Source organism: Micromonospora gifhornensis (genome assembly GCF_016863515.1).
GTDB lineage: Bacteria > Actinomycetota > Actinomycetes > Mycobacteriales > Micromonosporaceae > Micromonospora > Micromonospora gifhornensis.
In genome coordinates, this window is record NZ_BOPA01000023.1 from 90,182 (window position 1) to 107,543 (window position 17,362).

At 70.6% G+C, this 17,362-nt stretch carries 16 protein-coding genes; 4 read left to right on the forward strand and 12 right to left on the reverse strand.

All coding sequences use genetic code 11. From position 1 onward, the window contains the following. Positions 1-17: 17 nt before the first annotated feature. From Vgi01_RS17590 to Vgi01_RS17600, 3 genes are all read right to left on the reverse strand, one after another. Entirely contained in the window at positions 18-557 is a 540-nt protein-coding gene (locus Vgi01_RS17590) for a hypothetical protein (RefSeq protein WP_102655829.1), read from the reverse strand. Positions 558-601: 44 nt separating this feature from the next. Further along, on the reverse strand, positions 602-2,131 hold the full coding sequence (locus Vgi01_RS17595) for a plasmid pRiA4b ORF-3 family protein (RefSeq protein WP_239089025.1): 1,530 nt from the start codon (positions 2,129-2,131) through the stop codon (positions 602-604). 136 nt (positions 2,132-2,267) lie between these two features. Continuing rightward, a complete protein-coding gene (locus tag Vgi01_RS17600; protein ID WP_102655827.1) occupies positions 2,268-3,203 on the reverse strand; it encodes a hypothetical protein in 936 nt (311 codons plus the stop codon). Positions 3,204-3,528: 325 nt separating this feature from the next. Between Vgi01_RS17600 and Vgi01_RS17605 the strand changes: the two genes are divergently transcribed. Together Vgi01_RS17605 and Vgi01_RS17610 are read left to right on the forward strand one after the other, a co-directional pair. Continuing rightward, entirely contained in the window at positions 3,529-3,762 is a 234-nt protein-coding gene (locus Vgi01_RS17605; RefSeq protein ID WP_204291723.1) for a hypothetical protein, read from the forward strand. A gap of 256 nt (positions 3,763-4,018) precedes the next feature. Next, the gene (locus Vgi01_RS17610; protein WP_102655826.1) at positions 4,019-5,452 is read left to right on the forward strand and encodes a cellulase family glycosylhydrolase; all 1,434 of its coding nucleotides are present in this window, start codon (positions 4,019-4,021) and stop codon (positions 5,450-5,452) included. 70 nt (positions 5,453-5,522) lie between these two features. Here the strand turns inward: Vgi01_RS17610 and Vgi01_RS17615 are convergent, their stop codons facing one another. The 7 genes from Vgi01_RS17615 to Vgi01_RS17645 form a co-directional block, all read right to left on the reverse strand. Further along, positions 5,523-6,179, reverse strand: a complete 657-nt coding sequence (locus Vgi01_RS17615; protein ID WP_204291724.1) for an ABC transporter ATP-binding protein — start codon at positions 6,177-6,179, stop codon at positions 5,523-5,525. Next, positions 6,176-7,228 (reverse strand): ABC transporter ATP-binding protein, encoded by a 1,053-nt coding sequence (locus Vgi01_RS17620; RefSeq protein WP_204291725.1) that lies wholly within the window; start codon positions 7,226-7,228, stop codon positions 6,176-6,178. The genes Vgi01_RS17615 and Vgi01_RS17620 overlap by 4 nt, the downstream gene beginning before the upstream one ends. After that, the gene (locus Vgi01_RS17625; protein ID WP_204291726.1) at positions 7,225-8,094 is read right to left on the reverse strand and encodes an ABC transporter permease; all 870 of its coding nucleotides are present in this window, start codon (positions 8,092-8,094) and stop codon (positions 7,225-7,227) included. The genes Vgi01_RS17620 and Vgi01_RS17625 overlap by 4 nt, the downstream gene beginning before the upstream one ends. Then, positions 8,091-9,125, reverse strand: coding sequence for an ABC transporter permease (locus Vgi01_RS17630; protein ID WP_239089026.1), 1,035 nt, complete (start codon positions 9,123-9,125; stop codon positions 8,091-8,093). Before Vgi01_RS17630 ends, Vgi01_RS17625 begins: the two co-directional genes overlap by 4 nt. Next, positions 9,092-10,681: an ABC transporter substrate-binding protein gene (locus Vgi01_RS17635; protein WP_204291727.1), complete on the reverse strand. Its 1,590-nt coding sequence runs from the start codon at positions 10,679-10,681 to the stop codon at positions 9,092-9,094. The genes Vgi01_RS17630 and Vgi01_RS17635 overlap by 34 nt, the downstream gene beginning before the upstream one ends. Positions 10,682-11,007: 326 nt before the next feature. Continuing rightward, a complete protein-coding gene (locus Vgi01_RS17640) occupies positions 11,008-12,024 on the reverse strand; it encodes a sporulation protein (protein ID WP_204291728.1) in 1,017 nt (338 codons plus the stop codon). 161 nt (positions 12,025-12,185) lie between these two features. After that, positions 12,186-13,658, reverse strand: a complete 1,473-nt coding sequence (locus tag Vgi01_RS17645) for a glucose-6-phosphate dehydrogenase (RefSeq protein ID WP_373306985.1) — start codon at positions 13,656-13,658, stop codon at positions 12,186-12,188. Positions 13,659-13,863: 205 nt separating this feature from the next. Here Vgi01_RS17645 and pgi point away from each other — a divergent pair, with 205 nt between their 5' ends. Then, positions 13,864-15,498 carry a glucose-6-phosphate isomerase gene (gene pgi / locus Vgi01_RS17650; protein WP_204291729.1) on the forward strand — a complete coding sequence of 545 codons (1,635 nt, stop codon included), beginning with the start codon at positions 13,864-13,866 and terminating at the stop codon, positions 15,496-15,498. 355 nt (positions 15,499-15,853) lie between these two features. On the opposite strand, the gene Vgi01_RS17655 is transcribed toward pgi, so the two are convergent. Then, positions 15,854-16,003, reverse strand: coding sequence for a hypothetical protein (locus tag Vgi01_RS17655; RefSeq protein WP_204291730.1), 150 nt, complete (start codon positions 16,001-16,003; stop codon positions 15,854-15,856). 61 nt (positions 16,004-16,064) lie between these two features. On the opposite strand from Vgi01_RS17655, the gene Vgi01_RS31425 reads away from it, so the two are divergent. After that, the gene (locus Vgi01_RS31425; protein ID WP_204291731.1) at positions 16,065-16,358 is read left to right on the forward strand and encodes a DUF397 domain-containing protein; all 294 of its coding nucleotides are present in this window, start codon (positions 16,065-16,067) and stop codon (positions 16,356-16,358) included. On the opposite strand, the gene Vgi01_RS17665 is transcribed toward Vgi01_RS31425, so the two are convergent. Then, a partial coding sequence (locus Vgi01_RS17665) for a hypothetical protein (RefSeq protein ID WP_204291732.1) occupies positions 16,293-17,362 on the reverse strand: 1,070 nt, incomplete at its 5' end. The genes Vgi01_RS31425 and Vgi01_RS17665 overlap by 66 nt on opposite strands.

The following is a 17,362-nucleotide window of genomic DNA, read 5'->3' on the forward strand; positions in this document are numbered from 1 at the left end:
GCATCAGCTCACTGAGCTCAGCGTTGCGCGGGCGGGCGGCTGTGGCGTGGGTAGAGCCGGTCGACCAGCAGGGCGGCCTGGGCCACCGAGCCGCCGCTGACGCCGAGGCCACCGCGGGCCGCGTCGTAGAACTGGTCCCGCGCCTCGTTGGCACGGTGCAGCAGGTCGGGCAGCCCGTCGGTGGCGGAGCCGTCGCGGGCCAGGCTCTCGACCTCCCAGACCGCGTCGCGCCACGCCCGGGCGGCGGTCACCGTCGGGGCGTCGCCGAGCAGCAGGACGTTCTCCCAGGCGATGGTGTGCCGGAAGTTGGCCTCGGTCAGCAGGGCGAGTTCCTGCTCGCGGTCGAGGTAGCCGCCGATCAGCCGGCTGGCGATGGTGTGCACCTCCTTGAGCGCGCGGGCGAACTCGGCGTACGCGTCGAGTCGCCGCTCGTCCCATCGCACGCCCTGGCGGCGACGCCAGCGGGCGCGGTCGGCGAGCGACGTGGCCACGATCGTGCCGATGGTGCCGACCAGCACACCGATCAGGGCGGGCAACTGTGTGACGAGGCTCCCCATGGCGCACAGCCTGCCAACCGCCGGCAACCCGGCGGCTGGTGGCGTCAGCGCAACCGTTGCAGCGCGGCAGTGATCGCCTTCGCGTCGAAGTGGGCCGGGTCGAAGGGGGTGGATTCGGCAAGGCCCAGCCAGTCGCGGCGGTCCTGGTGTTCGGGGTGCGTGGGGTCGGCGAGGATGTCCACCAACTCCGCGTAACCCCACACGCCTCCGCAGTCCTCCGGCGGGGCGGCCCGCCGGCCACCGACACAGCGCGGGTACGTCACGGCCGGATCACGGTCGAGGATCTGTTCCACCAGGATGTCGTGCTCCCAGCTGTCACCGAAGTCGTAGGTGTAGTGGAGCTTGTCGTTCACGGCGGTCGCGACCTGTTCCAGGGTGACCCGCGACTCGGCCCGGTGAGCGAGTTCTGCGTCCGGACGACCGAAGCTGCCGTACGGGGTTTCGAAGACGTGCAGGTGACTGTCGTCCCAGTCGAAGGCGACCTGAATCAGCGTGTGCAGCCGGGCCAGCGTGACGTCCCCGGGAACGTCGAGGCGGCGCCAGATCGGCGGGCGGGCTCCCCTCAGGCCGACTTTGATCCGGTAGATGGGGGCCGGCCCGGCGGACTTCTTCCGCTTGGGCGGCAGAGTGGCGCTGCGGGGTCTCGGTACGGCACCTCTCCGTCCACGCCCCGGTAGGCGGTCCAGCAGCGCGGATATCGAGGCGATGTCCAGTTCGCCGTCGTGCCGGTGCCGTGGCCGGCTGGCCGGCTCCGGCAGCGCCCGTAGCCAACTGCGCAGGAGCAGGGCGAACGCCGGGTAGCCGGGGCCTTCCTCGTCGTCGAGGAGGTCGTCCACGTCGCGGTCATGGTCGTGGTCGGCACGGACCTCCAGCGCCTCCTGCACGGCGCGGCGGAAGTCTGCCGGCTGAATCCTCTCGTCCCGGATGGAGACGCCACCGGCCCGCAGGTCGGATCGGAGCGACCGGCGCGCGGCATCCCACTGGTCGGGGTCGATCAGGAGAATCTCCTGCGCAGCGCCACAGTCGAGGGGATCGACCACCACGAACACGGCCAGCGACCGGCCGGCCCGCTGGAACATGCCGGCCAGCAGGAAGGTCTCCCCCATCGGGTTGAGGAACTGGCGGCACTCCTGTGCCACGACCGGGATCTCCAACTCGGCGAGCCAGGCCGGCGCGTCGACGCCTGCCTCGGCGAGCCGACCGGCCGCCTGCGCTGCGAGGCAACTCGTGTCGCCGTCGCAGATTGCGGCGATGCCGGCGAGCATGGCGCGCGCCGATGCCGTGGCCGTCGTCTCCAGCGTCGGTACGAACAGCTCCGGCAACGCCCGGTCGAAGTCCTCCCCGACGAGGGCACCGACCGCCAGGAACATCGCGGCGGCAACTTCGATTTCCGTCGGGTCCTGCATCGCGTCCAGGTCGACCAGCGGCATCAGGCTGTCGAGTTGCTCCGGCGTGGGCTGATCCCCGGCACAGTGCGGGCAGTCACACTGGTCCGGCGGGTCCATCACGACGAGCGGCGCACCGCTACGGACGGATCGACTCTTCGGCTTACGGCGACGACTCACGGGACTCACGCAACGCAGTCTGCCCTATGCCGACGACGCGGCAACTCATGGACACGGTCCGACGCCCGCGCCACACCAGGCCGATCGAGCCGTGCAACGACACGGCGGGGACCCGGTTCGGGTCCCCGCCGTCATCGCGTACGAATCAGGAGGTGAACTTGTCCAGCGCCAGCTCGATGGCGCCGTCGTCCGGCGAGGCGTACGCCTTCATCGTCGACTTGTTGTAGGAGATGAAGCTCGGGCAGCGGATCGCCGGGGCGTTGATCCGGCCGCCGTCACCGATCTTCTCGCCGGTCTTGGCGTTGTGGAAGGTCAGGGTGTAGCGCGCGGAGACATAGTCGACAGTGATCTTCTTGTCGTCGCTGTCCTTGTAGTCACACTTGCGCGGCTCGCCCTCGCTGCCCTCTTCGAAGGTGAGGCAGCCGACGACCGAGACCTTGGACCAGTCGGCGACCTTGGCGTAGTACGGCTTGTTGTAGCCGACCGACTTGCTCAGCCAGGATTCCGGGCGGTCCGGGGAGTTGGCGAAGGTGTAGATCTTGGCGCTCTTCGCGCTGGTGTACGGCGCGGCGTTGAGGACGGGGTTGCCGTCACACACCGCCGACAGGTCGCTGGAACTGCGGGCGGTGATCGCGTTGTTGTTGTCCGGCTGCTCCTCGTCCACGGGCGGCGGTGCCGCCGAGGGGGATTCGGAGGTTTGCGGAGCGGCGGCCGACGGGCTGCTCGAGCCGCTGGCCACCGGCGTGGGGTTGTCCTCGTCGTCCGCGGAGAGCATGAAGTAGCCGATGGTGCCGCCGCAGGCGACGAGCACGGCCATCACCGCGGCACCGATGCCCAGCCCCAGCCAGAGGCCGTTCTTCGACTTCTGCGGCGGGGGGGCACCGTACGGCGGCGGGGGCGGTGGGACCGGCGTGCCGTACGGCGACGGGTAGCCGGACTGACCGGCCGGGGAACCGTGCGGCATCGGCTGACCGACAGGGGAGCCGGGCGGCATCGGTCCGACCGGGGATCCGGGCGGGGTGCCCCAGCCCCCGGCGTTGGGATCCGGCTGCCCCCCGTACGGCGGGTAACTGTCACTCATGCGTGGCCCTTGTCAAGTCGAGAGGTTCGCTGGCACATGATCAGGGTCAGGGTAGTTACCGGTGCAAACTCGCGCACGGTCACGCTGCGACGATTCCGTAACGTGAGCAGGCCAGGGCCACACATTCACCACCGTTGGTGTCGGCTCCCATGCAGGCTGCGACGACGCGGTCCGACGATGCGAACTAATGGGGCAGACCGTCGGAGCGAGGTGTGGCATTTGCCATAGGACAACCAGCCGCGTATTCGAACCGATTGGCGCGCCGTCCCGTGTGGCCTGAGCCACCGGCGGGTACCTGACCCTCACCTGCACGAGGGAGGACGAGATGACCACCGATCCCAGGTACACCCCGATCGCGTTGGCCGCGGCGGGCAAGTTGGTCGCCGACGGCGGGGACTCCGACGGCGGCGAGGTGGTGGGCGCGGACGACGCGGCGGCAGATGCCGCCCGGGCGGGCGCGGACATCGACCTCAGCGCGGCGCGGCGCGACACCGACCCGACTCCGGTGGGTGCCGCCGACGCCGAGGCCGATCGGCGACGCGCGGCCGACCAGAGCTGAGCGGGTACGCCGAACACGACGCCCCGGGAAACGCTTCCCGGGGCGTCGACCGTTGCCGAGACTTCGATGCATCCAAATATTGCGTCATTGTTTCGACCCCACGTAGGCTCTCGTGGGAGCGCTCCCGGCCACCGTCCTATGTGGCCGGAGTCGCCGTACCACCACCAAGCCGTACCACCACCGAGCCACACCCGCACACCGAGCCGTACCCGCCCAGCAGGTCGCACCCACCACGACCAGATTGTGACGGTCCACCATGAAGCATCCCCCGTCCCGTCCACGACGTCTCCTGGTCGCGGCCGGCGCCGTCGGCGCGCTGACCCTCGGCGCGCTCGCGGCGTTGCCCGCCTCCAACGCGATGGCCGCGACCGGCTGCTCCGTGACCTACACGACGAACAGTTGGTCCAACGGCTTCACCGCCAACGTCACCGTCACCAACCTGGGCGACGCGATCGGGAACTGGACCCTGGGGTTCAGCTTCCCGGACAGCGGGCAGCGGGTCACCCAGGGTTGGTCGGCGACCTGGAGCCAGAGCGGCAACGCCGTCACCGCGCGCAGCGAGAGTTGGAACGGCAACCTGGCCACCGGGGCCAGCACCAGCATCGGGTTCAACGGCAGCTTCACCGGCAGCAACCCGTCGCCGACCGCCTTCACCCTCAACGGGGTGCCCTGCACCGGTTCCACCACCACTCCCCCGCCCACCACCCCGCCACCGACCAGCCCTCCGCCGACCACTCCCCCGCCGACCGGGCAGACCCCGGTGCAGATCAACGGTCAGCTGCGGGTCTGCGGGGTCAACCTGTGCAACCAGTACGGCCGGCCGATCCAGCTGCGCGGCATGAGCACCCACGGCATCCAGTGGTTCGACAACTGCTACAACAACGCCTCCCTGGACGCTCTTGCCACCGACTGGCGGGCGGACCTGTTCCGGATCGCGATGTACGTGCAGGAGCAGGGTTACGAGACCGACCCGGCCAGGTTCACCAATCGGGTGAACACCCTGGTCGAGGAGGCCACCCGGCGCGGCATGTACGCGATGATCGACTTCCACCTGCTCACTCCGGGTGACCCGATGTTCAACCTGGAGCGGGCGAAGACCTTCTTCGCCGCGGTCTCCGCCCGGCACGCGTCGAAGAACAACGTGATCTACGAGATCGCCAACGAGCCCAACGGGGTGAGCTGGTCGACCATCAAGAACTACGCCGACCAGGTCATCCCGGTGATCCGGGCCAACGACCCGGACGCGGTGGTCATCGTGGGCACCCGGGGCTGGTCCTCGCTTGGCGTCTCCGAGGGTGCCAACCACACCGAGATCGTCAACAACCCGGTCAACGCCAGCAACGTCATGTACGCCTTCCACTTCTACGCCGCCTCGCACCGGGACAACTACCGGGCCGAGGTGGAGCGGGCGGCGGCCCGGCTGCCGCTGTTCGTCACCGAGTTCGGCACGGTGGACTACACCGGTGACGGCGGTGTCGACCTGGCCAGCAGCACCCAGTGGCTGGACCTGCTGGACCGGCTGAAGATCGGTTACGCCAACTGGACCTTCTCCGACAAGGCCGAGGGCAGCGCCGCGCTGCGACCGGGCACCTGCAACGGCAGCAACTACACAGGCACCTCGGTGCTGACGCCGTCCGGTGTCTTCATGCGGGAGCGCATCCGTACCCCGGACAACTTCCCGACCAGCTGATCAGTGCCACGCCACGGCGGCCCCTGGGGATCTTCCCCCGGGGCCGCCGTCGTACGTGAGCACCGGTTCGTCAGGACAGGTCGACGACACGGTCGGCCCACCGGGCCAGCAGCGCGGCATCGTGGCTGATCACCAGCACGCCGGCGGAGTGCCGGCGCTGGTACTCCCCGATCACCGCCGCCACGTGGGCCTGGGTGGAGGCGTCCAGCATGGCAGTCGCCTCGTCGCAGAGCAGGTACGCGGGCCGGTGCACCAGCGCCCGGGCCAGGCAGGCGCGTTGCAGTTGGCCGTCGCTCACCGCGTGCGGGCGGCGGGTCAACAGGTCGGTGGTGAGCCCGACGGTGTCGGCGAGTTCGGCCGTACGCTCGCGGGCCTGCTCGGCCGGGGTGCCGGTGGCGCGCAACGGCTCGGCGATGATCTCCGCCAGCGTGAGCCGAGGGTCGGTGGCGGCGCGCGGGCTCTGGAACAGGATCGCCACCCGGGTACGCATCGCGACCGGCACCTGATGCCGGGTGCCGGTCACCGCGGCGCCGTCGAGGCTGACGTGACCGGAGTCCGGCCGGTGCAGCAGCGCCAGCAACCGGGCCAGGGTGGACTTGCCGCTGCCGGAGGGGCCGCTGAGCCCCACCGTCTCACCGGCGGCGATGTGCAGGTCGACGCGATCGAGCACCCGCTGCGAGCCGTAGCTCGCGCTGACCTGGCAGGCGGCCAGGGCGCGGCCGGTCACGCCGGCACCTCGGCGCAGAGTTCGGCGCGCTCCAGCGGGTGATGGCAGGCGACCTGACCGGCGCGGATGCCGGTGAACGCGGGCTGCACCCGGCAGGCCGGGGTGGCCCGGTCGCAGCGGGCGGCGAACGCGCAGCCGGCCGGCAGGTCGGTAAGCATCGGCGGGTGCCCCGGCACGGGCCGGAACGCCCGCTGCGGCAGCGCGTCGAGCAGCGCCGCGCTGTACGGGTGCCCGGGTGCCTCGAACAGCGCCTCGGTGGGGGCGTGCTCGACGATGCGGCTGGCGTACATGACCGCCACGGTGTCGGCCACCCGCTGTGCGGCAGCCAGGTCGTGGGTGATCAGCAGGACGGCGGCGCCGGCGTCGCAGCGTCGGCGCAGCAGGTCGAGTGTGTGGTCGACAAGCGGGCGGTCCAGGCCGGTGGTCGGCTCGTCGGCAAGCAGCAGCGGCGGGTCGGGCGCGAGCGCCAGAGCGGTGGCCAGCCGCTGGGCCATGCCGCCGGACAACTCGTGCGGGTAGCGGTCGAGGTCGGCCGGGTCCAGGCCGACGTCGACGGCGAGGCGGTCGGCGGCGACAGGGGCGTCGGCGCCGGTGTGACCGTGTGCCCGCAGCGTCTCCACCAGCAGCCGACGACCGGTACGCACCGGTGTCAGCGAGGTCGCCGGGCTCTGCGGCACCAGCCCGACGACCCGTCCGCGTACCTGCCGGGCCAGTTGTCGTGGCGGGCAGGCGAGCAGGTCGACCGGCGCTGCCCCGTCGCCACCGCGCGCCAGGGCGCTACCGCCGCGCGATCCGGCGCTACCGCTGCGCGAGCCGGCGCTGTCGGTGCGCAGCAGGGCGCGGCCGGTGACCGTGGCGTTGCGGGGCAGCAGGCCGAGCAGGGCGTGGGCGAGGACCGACTTGCCGCAGCCGGACTCGCCGACGACGGCGACGAGTTCACCGGGTCGGATGTCCAGGTGCAGGTCGGTGACGGCGTGGACGACGGCGTCCGGCAGCCGGAAACGGACCGTGAGCCCGGCGACGGCCAGCAGCGGGTCGGTGGTGGTCACAGTTGCAACTCCGCACGTACCCGGGGGTCGAGGTGGTCCCGCCAGTGGGCGGTGAGGGCGGCCAGCGCGAGCGTGACCACGATCAGCACCAGGCCCGGGGTGAGGCTGGCCCACCAGGCGCCGGCGAGCAGGGATCCCCGACCGTCGTTGATCATGTTGCCGAGGGAGGCCAGGTGCGGGGGCAGGCCGAGACCGAGGAAGGACAGGGCGGTCTCGTGCCACACCGCGTGCGGGATCATCAGGGTGGTGGCCAGTGCGAGCCGAGGCAGCACGTGCGGCAGCAGGTGCCGGGTGAGCACCCGCATCCGCCCGGCCCCACCGGAGACGGCCGCGTCGATGAACGGCCGGTGCCGCAGGCTCAGCAGCTCGGACCGGACGATCCGGGCGGTGGACAGCCAGTGGGTGAGCCCGACGGAGAGCACCACCGCGCCCAGGCTGGGTCGCAGCATCGCCACGATGAAGATGCCCAGCAGCAGGTGCGGCATCGCCGCGATGGTGTCCACCAGCCGCATCAGGATCCGGTCGACCCAGCCGCCGAGGGTGCCGGCGAGCGCACCGACGGCACCGCCGATGACGGCGGCGACCAGGGCTGCGAAGACTCCGACCAGCAGCGAGACGCGCAGCCCGTAGATGCTGCGCAGCAGCACGTCGCGGCCGAGATCGTCGGTGCCGGCCGGGTGTGCCGCCGACGGTGCCAGCCGGGTCTGCGACAGGTCGATCGCGCTCTGGTCCAGCGGCCAGAGCACCGGGGCGAGCAGGCAGGCGAGCACGGCGACGGCGAGCACCGTGCCGGCGACGGTCGCGCCGAGGCGGCCCGGCCGGAGTCGGGGCAGTCGGCGTACCCGGGTGAGGACGGCGGCGGTCATTCGAGCCGTACCCGTGGGTCGGCGGCGGCGTAGGCGAGGTCGGTGCCGAGGTTCGCGGCCAGCACCACGACGGTGGTCGCCAGGGTGGTCGCCGCCAGCAGCGGGAAGTCGCTGCCCAGCGCGGCCTGCACGGTCACCGCGCCCAGGCCGGGCAGCGAGAACACGGTCTCCACCAGCACCGCCCCGCCGACGAGTTCGGGCAGGTGGGTGCCGATCAGGGTGAGGAAGGGCAGCAGCCCGGTACGCAGGGCGTGACCGAACAGGACGGTACGCCCCGGTAGGCCACGGGCGCGGGCGGCAAGCACGTGGTCGTCGCGCAGGCTGTCGGCGACCGAGTCACGGATGAACAGCACGAACCACGGCAACTGGGACACTGCCAGCACGCCGACCGGCAGGATCAGGTGCCGGGCGACGTCGGCCACGTCGGTGCTGGTGGCGGTGATGTCGGTCAGGCCACCGGCCGGCAGCCAGCCGAGGCTGAGCGCGAACAACGCGATCGCGGCCAGGCCGAGCCAGAACGACGGCACGGACTGGATCGCGTACGCGGTCGTGCGCAGCGCCCGGTCGAACCAGCCACCCCGGCGGTACGCGGCCAGCGTGCCGAGCAGCAGGCTGGCCAACAGCACCACGACCAGGGCGGCACCGACAAGCAGCAGGGTCCAGCCGGCGCGGGCGGCCAGCACGTCGGCCACCGGCTCGTGTCGGCTGGTCGACCAGCCCAGGTCGCCCCGGAGCAGGTTGCCCAGCCAGCGCAGGTACTGCACCGGCAGCGGGTCGTCGATGCCCCAGTTGGCCCGGATCTGGGCGAGGTTCTCCTCGCTTGTGGTGAAGGCCGCCGCACCGGCGTACTGCTGGGCGGGGTCGATCGGTGAGGCCGCGCCGAGGGCGAACATGCCGGCGCTGGTGGCGAAGAGCACCGGGACGGCCACCAGCAGCCGGTTGCGGATCATGCGGCCGGCGCCGGTGCGCCGTCGACGCCGGGCCCGGGTCGGGGCGGTCACGAGCGTCGGGTCCAGGTGTTGATGTTCCACCAGATGCTGTTGGCGACGTCGTGCTCGTGCGGCTCGACCCGGGGCACCACACCGTTCACCGAGTCCCGCACCACGTAGGTGTGCTCCAGATAGGTGAGGAACACCCACGGCACGTCGGTGGCCAACTGCCGCTGGAAGGTGGCGTAGGCGGCCTTGCGCCGCGCGGGGTCGGCCTCGGCCCGGCCGTCGCGCAACGCCCGGTCGGTCACCTCCGAGGCGTACGAGCCGGGGTTGAAGAAGCCCTGCCCGGCGAAGTCGGAGTGGAACAGCTTGTAGGAGACGAAGTCCGGGTCGTACGGGGTGCCGTACCCCATGATCAGGGCGTCGGAGCCCATCCGGGGAGTGATGGCGTCCCAGGTGAGGCCCTCGGGCGTGACCGCGATGCCGATCTTCTTCGCGTCCGCGGTGACGGCCAGGGCGAGTTCCTTGCGCAGGCTGTCGGCGGCCGGGTACATCAGGCTGAAGGCGGCCCGGGTGCCGTTTTTGACCCGGATGCCGTCCGGGCCGGGCCGCCAGCCGGCGGCGTCCAGCAGCGCGGTGGCGGCGGCCGGGTCGGCGGTCGGTGCGCCGGCCACGGCCGGCTCGGCGAACTCCGACGACGGCGGCACCGGACCGTACGCCGGCTCGCCGGCCCCGCCGAGGACGCCGTTGACCATCGCGGCGCGGTCGACGGCGACGTTTAGCGCACGCCGCACCGCCACGTCACCGGTGACCGGGTTGCCCATCGGCAGCATGACGCCCCGGTAGTCGGCGGTGGGCGTCTTGTGCACCCGGTAGCCGGCCTGAGTGTCGAAGCCGCTGGCCAGCTTGGGTGGCAGTTCGGCGGCGTCGAACTCGCCCGCGCGGGTGCGCTGGGCGCGGACGTTGTCGTCGGGTACGAAGGCGACCACGACGCCGCTGTTGGTGGGGCGGCCACCCCAGTAGCGGTCGTTGGCGGCCAGCACCAGCCGGTCACCCGGAGTCCACGAGGTGACCCGGTACGGCCCGGTGCCGATCGGCTGCCGGTTGAAGGCGGCCTTGTTGACGTCCTGCCCGTCGAACGCGGCGGCCGGCACGATGCCCAGCGTCAGCCGCTGCAGGAACGGCGCGTAGGCGTACCGGAGGGTGAAGACCACTGTGGTGTCGTCCGGCGCGGTGACCGAGGCGAGCATGTCCAGGTCGCTGCGCAGCGTCGAGTCGACCTTCTCGTCGAGCACCGCCTGGTAGGTGAAGACGACGTCCCGCGCGGTCAGCGGGGTGCCGTCGTGGAAGAGCACTCCGTCCCGGAGCCGAGCGGTGATGCTCTTGCCGTCGTCGGAGACCGTGGGCAACTCCCGGGCCAGGGCCGGGACGAGGTGGTTACGCTCGTCCCGGCTGACCAGACCGTCGAAGATCAGCGCTGCGCCGTCGACCCCGTAGTTGAGTACGGGGTTGAGGGTGTCCGGCTCTCCGGCGGTCGCCACGATCAGGGGGGCGTCGGCCGGAGCGCCCGACGGGTTGGTCGGTGACGAGCAGGCGACCAGGGCGAGTAGCAGTGCGGTGCCGGCGGCCAGCCGGACACCTGTCGTTCGGGACATGACTGTTACCGCTCCTCGCGGGTGGCGACGATGGGTGCGGCGTCCGACCCGAGGTGACCGGCCGGTGAGCCGCCCAATGGGTAGGGATCTTGGATCGCCACACCGCCATACTTGCGTAGTTGCAAACTCATGGCAAGAAAGCGCGCTGTGGCCATTGCCACGTTCGCTCCACCCGCGCCGACCAGGGGTCAGACCCGGCCGTCCTGCATCATCCAAGCCCCGGAAAACCGCAGCTCACGCCCGGGTTAACCGCAGCCCACCACCCGATGAAAGCCCAGCTCACACGCCCCTGGTGCCCAGCTCACGCGCCGGTGCGACATCTCCGGTCACTCGTCGCCGCCGTCGTCTGCGCCCTCGTCCCCACCGTCGTCGCCGAAGGCGTCGAAGACCTCCTCGGCCACCATGCCGCCGGCGAACCCGAGCGCCGCACCGCCCACCACACCGGCAGCCACCGCGCCCATTCCGGGCCCACTCCGCCCATGATGGTCGTGGTCGTGGTCGTGGCCGTAGGCGGGCTGATGCGGCGGATACCCGTACCCCGGCTGGCCGTAGCCGGGCTGGGTGGCGCGGTACTGCTCCAGGGCCTCGCGGAACCAGCCGTCCACCACGGCGGCCCAGTCGAGTCGCTCGGCGTCGGCGTGCGCGACCCGGTAACGGCCGTAGGAGTCGTGGCCGCCGGTGAAGAGGCCGCCTCGCCTGTCGAACTCCAGGACGATGTCCATGCCCTGCTCGTCGGCGAGGAAGGTCACCTCGACCTCGGTGACCCCGTGGGCGTACTGCGGCGCGGCGAAGTACTCGATCTCCTGGTAGAACGGCAGCGTCTGGTGCACCCCGGCGATCTGCCCCCGCTCCAGGTCGGCGCCCTTGAACTGGAAGCCGAGCCGACCGAAGGCCTCGAGGATGCGCTCCTGCACGGGCAGCGGGTGCACGTGCACCGGGTCCAGGTCGCCCTTGTCGACCGCGCCGCGGATGACCACCTCCGTGCGCAGCCCCATGGTCATGCCGGGCAGGCGCTGGCCGTACACGTCGGTCACCGGGGTCTGGATCGGCATCTGGACCTGGAACGGCAGGGACAACTGCTGCCCCTGCGCCAGGCGCAGCCCACCGGCGACCGGGGTGCGGTGGAACTCGACGGTGGCGTCGTGGTCCCCCTCCTCGCCGTCGATCTCGACCCGGGTGACCAGCCCCACGACGATCTGGTCGATGTCCACGTCGTGGCTGCCGCCGGTCAGGTTCACCTGCCCACCGAGCATCAGCCCGGGGCGGGTGCTCGGATTCGACAGGACCGTGTCGACGCTGGGCGCGCCGATCCCGAAGGCACCCAGCATCTTCTTGAACACCACGAGCATCTCCCTCGACAGCGGCGGGCGCGGCGCGGACGCGAGATTCTTACGCAGATCCGTTGTGCCGCAACGGGATCAGCGCCATCCACGATGGATCCCGTCGGGTCGGCAAGCTAACACCGCCGGCTGAGAGATAGCTGAGAGGGGTCAGCATGTCACACTCAGTGAGAGCTTCGCTCTGCCGGGCGCGGGAGACGCCAGCCGCTCGCCGGGCCCAGCAACGAGTCGGCGGGTCCGGCGGAGCCGGCCGGGTAATCCCGCAGCGGCACCGCGCCCGCCTTCCAGGCGGCCAGCACCGGCTCGACGATGCGCCAGCACTCCTCGGCCACGTCGCCGCGCACCGACAGGGTCGGGTCCCCGTCGAACGCGCCGCGCAGCACCTCGCCGTACGCCGGCAGGTCACCGGGGCCGAACTCCGCCAGCAGGTCCACCTGGTCCAGGTCGAAGGGGTTGCCCGGACCGTTGATGTTGAGATCCAGGCCGAGCCGGTCCGGGCCGAACCCGATCCGCAGCCGGTCCGGACGCTCGTACCCGGTCAGCCCGTCGGGCACCCGGTCCGGCTGCTTGAAGGTGATGACCGCTTCCTTGCGTACGCCGGCCATGGCCTTTCCCGACCGCAACCGGAAGGGCACTCCCGCCCAGCGCCAGGTGTCCACGGTCAACACCAGTTCGGCAAGCGTCTCCGTGCCCCGGGCCGGGTCGACGCCCGGCTCGTCGACGTAGCTCGGCAGCCGCCGACCGGCGATCTCGCCCGCGGTGTACCGGCCCCGGCGGCTGGACATCACCGGGTCGTCACCCCACAGCCGGGTGGCCCGCAACACCTGGGCCAGGCGGCCCCGCAACTCCCGGGCCTCCAGGCTGGGCGGCGGTTCCATGGTGAGCAGGGCGAGCACCTGGAGCAGGTGGCTCTGCACCATGTCCACAAGCGCGCCCGCGCCGTCGTAGTAGCCGGCCCGACCCTCCAGGCCGAGGGTCTCGTCGAAGACGATGTCCACGCAGGCCACGTGCGTGGAGTTGAGCACCGGCTCGAAGATCCGGTTGGCGAACCGCAGCCCGAGCAGGTTCAGCACCGTCGACTTGCCGAGGAAGTGGTCGATGCGGTGCACCTGCTCCTCGGGCACCAGGGTGGCCAGCAGGTTGTTCAGCGACCGGGCCGAGATCCGGTCGACACCGAACGGCTTCTCCAGCATCAGCCGGGTGCCGGGCGGTACGCCGATGCGGGCCAGCGCGGCGGCCGAGCGGGCGGCCACCATCGGCGGCAGCGCGAAGAAGATCACCAACGGGCCGGTGCAGTCGCCCAGCAGCCGCCGCAGATCCTCCTCGCGGGTCACGTCGGCCGGCACGTACCAGCTCCGGCCGATCAGTTCGGTCTCGCGGGGGCCGTCCGCGCCGACGGTGGCGAAGGACTCGGTGACCCGGCGACGCCACCGCTCGTCGTCCCAGTCGTCCATGCCGCTGCCGATCAGCCGCAGCCCCGGCAACGCGCCGCTGGCCACCAGCCGACCCAGGCCGGGCAGGAGCAGCCGACCGGTCAGGTCACCGCTGGCGCCGAGCACCAGCAGGGTCTGCGGTATGCGGGTGGTGGTGGGCATCGCGGGAGCGGCTGGGGAGGCGATCGGGGCCGACGTCGTCATGTCCTTACGATGCCCTGTCCCCGGCCCAGGTCGTACCGCGGCCTCTGACCTCGCCTTCGGCGGACCCGCCCGGTCGCCGCTCACCTGCGGATCGTGACCACTCGCGGGCGTCGGGCTGGCACGGCGATCTTCATGTGGCAGGCTGGTCTCAGCCGTCGGTCGGACCCCGGCGGTGTGCCGACACAGCGAGGAGACGATCGATCCGATGGCTGCGGACGTCACCACCACCGACGAGTGGCAGGCCCTGCGCAAGCACGCCGACGAGATCCGCGCGACGCACCTGCGGGACCTGTTCGCCGCCGACCCCGAGCGGGGCGCACGGTTGACCGTCGAGGTGGCCGACCTCTATGTCGACTACAGCAAGAACCTGGTCACCGACGAGACCCTCGGGCTGCTGACCGCGCTGGCCGAGCGGGTCGGGCTCGCCGACCGGATCGCCGCGATGTTCGCCGGTGAGCACATCAACGGCACCGAGGACCGGGCGGTGCTGCACACCGCGCTGCGACTGCCCGCCGACGCCGCGCTGACCGTGGACGGTCAGGACGTGGTCGGCGACGTGCACGCCGTACGGCAGCGGATGGCGCAGTTCGCCGAGCAGGTACGCGGCGGGCAGTGGCGCGGGCACACCGGCGAGCGGATCCGCACCGTGGTCAACATCGGCATCGGCGGCTCCGACCTGGGGCCGGTGATGGCGTACGAGGCCCTGAAGGCGTACCGCGACGCCGGCATCAGCTGCCGCTTCGTGTCGAACATCGACCCGACCGACATCGCCGAGGCCACCGCCGACCTGGACCCGGCGACCACCCTGTTCGTGGTGGTGTCGAAGACCTTCTCCACCCAGGAGACCCTGGCCAACGCCCATCAGGCCCGACGCTGGCTGCTGGCCGGGCTCGGCGGCGACGAGCAGGCGGTGGCCAAGCACTTCGTCGCGGTCAGCACCAACGCCCAGCGGGTCGCCGACTTCGGCATCGACCCGGCGAACATGTTCGGCTTCTGGGACTGGGTCGGTGGCCGGTACTCGCTGCCCTCGGCGGTCGGCCTGTCGGTGATGCTCTCCATCGGGCCGGCCCGCTTCGACGAGATGCTCGCCGGCTACCACGCCGTCGACGAGCACTTCCGCACCACGCCGCTGGCCCGCAACGCGCCGGTGCTGCTCGGGCTGCTCAACGTCTGGTACACCAACTTCCTCGGCGCGCAGACCCACGCCGTACTGCCCTACTCGCAGTACCTGCACCGGTTCCCCGCGTACCTGCAACAGCTGACCATGGAGAGCAACGGCAAGTCGGTACGCACCGACGGCCAGCAGGTGTCGTACGACACCGGGGAGATCTTCTGGGGCGAGCCCGGCACCAACGGCCAGCACGCCTTCTACCAGCTCATCCACCAGGGCACCCGGCTGATCCCGGCGGACTTCATCGCGTTCAGCGAGCCCCACCACGACATCGGCGACATGCACGACCTGTTCATGTCGAACTTCTTCGCCCAGACCGCCGCGCTGGCCTTCGGCCGCACCGCCGAGCAGGTCGCCGCCGAAGGCACCCCGCCCGAGCTCGTGCCGCACCGCGTGATGCCCGGCAACCACCCCACCACCTCGATCGTCGCCGCCCGCCTCACCCCCGCCACCCTCGGCCAACTGGTAGCCCTCTACGAACACATCGTCCTCACCGAGGGCGCGATCTGGGACATCAACCCCTTCGACCAGTGGGGCGTGGAACTAGGCAAGGTCATGGCCAACCAACTGGCCCCCCTCCTCACCGGCGACGAGGCCGACCTGACCACCCTCGACTCCTCCACCGCCACCCTCATCCACCGCTACCGCACCCAACGCCACCGCCCCTAGACGAGTAGTAAAGGGTCGTAGGCGATTAGGGCCTGAGCCACAGCCGGATCCTCAACACCCTTCGTCTAACTCCAGCCCGGGGCGTTAGGACTTACTCGTCTAGCACGGTGCGGGCGCGGCGCTGAGGTCGCCCGCTCACAACTGCCCGGCGTAAGATCCGCGCAGCTTCACCGATGTTGCTGTCTCCAGGTACCTCCGAGGCAGCAACATCACCGCAGTTGCGCGGATCTTGATGGTCTCGCGCGGGGTCCAGGAGTCGGCGCAGATGACCGGACACCTCTTGGTCAACTCCGGGAAGCGCGGATCAGGCCGACGGTGGTGGCCAGTCGCGTACATCGGCCGGTGCGGGTCCGCGCTAGATGACCTGATCGAAGAGGGTATGCACGTCGTCGGTGGTGTCCGCGGCGGTGAGGGCGGCCGAGAGCGCGAGCCGGTGGTGACCGAGGGCGCGGAGGGCCTCGGCGATGGCGATGGCGATGGCGATGGCGCCGGTCGCGGCGGGCATGGCACCGTGATCCGCAGTCGGCGGCGAGCCAGGCGACCTCGGGATGAGGATCTGAGCGCGCATGGAGCGTAACGTCTGGCGCACGTCGAGCCATTCCGGCAGCAACGGCCGGTGCGTCGGGGTCCGCGACCGAGGCAGCGAGGTCGGCGTACGCGATTCCAAGGGACCTACTACCGGACGGCTGAGCTTCGGCCCGGTGGCCTGGGACGCTGTCGTCCGAGACGGACGACCGTCGCCCCTGGCCTGCGGCCCCTGCGGCCACGTATGCCGGACCGATAGGAGGAAATTCTCAGCTATCGCTGTCTGCCGTAAGGTGTTTCGCCGCCGCCGTGATCAGCAACGCGGGAATTGCTAATGCGATGGCCAGACCGACCCGAAACATCACCAGACTTGCCATACCTGGCACGCGGTCTGTCACCCAGCGTCGACTGTTGAACAGCAGCGCGAAGATCATCAAGACAGCGACTACTGACGCTATTGCCAGATCAACCGTCGGGTTGAAGCCGGCGAATCCGGGTGCCAGGAAACGCTCACCCCAGTCGCGCATCAGCAACTCGTACGCCCCGACCGGATCCGGTAACCTACTCAGCCAAGGATCCATGTTCCAGGCCCTTATGAGTTGGTGGCCATAGGGTGCATCTACCGCCGCTGCGGTCAGGACCGTCGAAAGCGCCACACCTAGGCCGGCGGCGGCGTCCGCGCAACTGGCCTGATCCCGTCCAGCGCTGCCGGCACCTTTCACCGATACCACGATCAGCCGGCCAAGGTGGCCGAAAAACGCCACCACCAGACCTGCTATCAGCAGGACCAGCATCACCACTAAGAACGCGACGAAGATGAAGGCAAGGACCGGCGCAACGTACCGGGCCAACACCTCGCCGAGAAACGCGAAGACACCAAACAAGTAGGCCAGCACCAGCAGCACCATGCCGCCTGCCCATATACCCACAGTGAGCCAACGCCCAGCTCGCAGCTTCTCGACGAGCACGTACAGTCCGAAGATGACGACAATGCCGACTACGATCACGAGAATCACGGTGAGAAACGGGATCAGCCAGTCGATGACCCGAACGCAGATCCGGTACAGCCAGACCCCAAGCCGAACCAGGCCCACCAGCGCCTCTACCGCCCAGCTGAGCCCAGGTATCGCCAGCAGCCCCAGCACAAGCGCCGGCACGCTCACGATGAACGGTCGCCACCGCCCGACCTTCAAACAGCACACCAGTACAGCGGCCAGAACCACCGGCACTGAATAGAACACGACCACCGACAGATAGCGCTCCATCGTCTCGGCGGTCGGACCTTCCAGCGGTGGTTTCACCACTGTATTGGCGAACGTGGCGATGTGGTCAAGCGCAC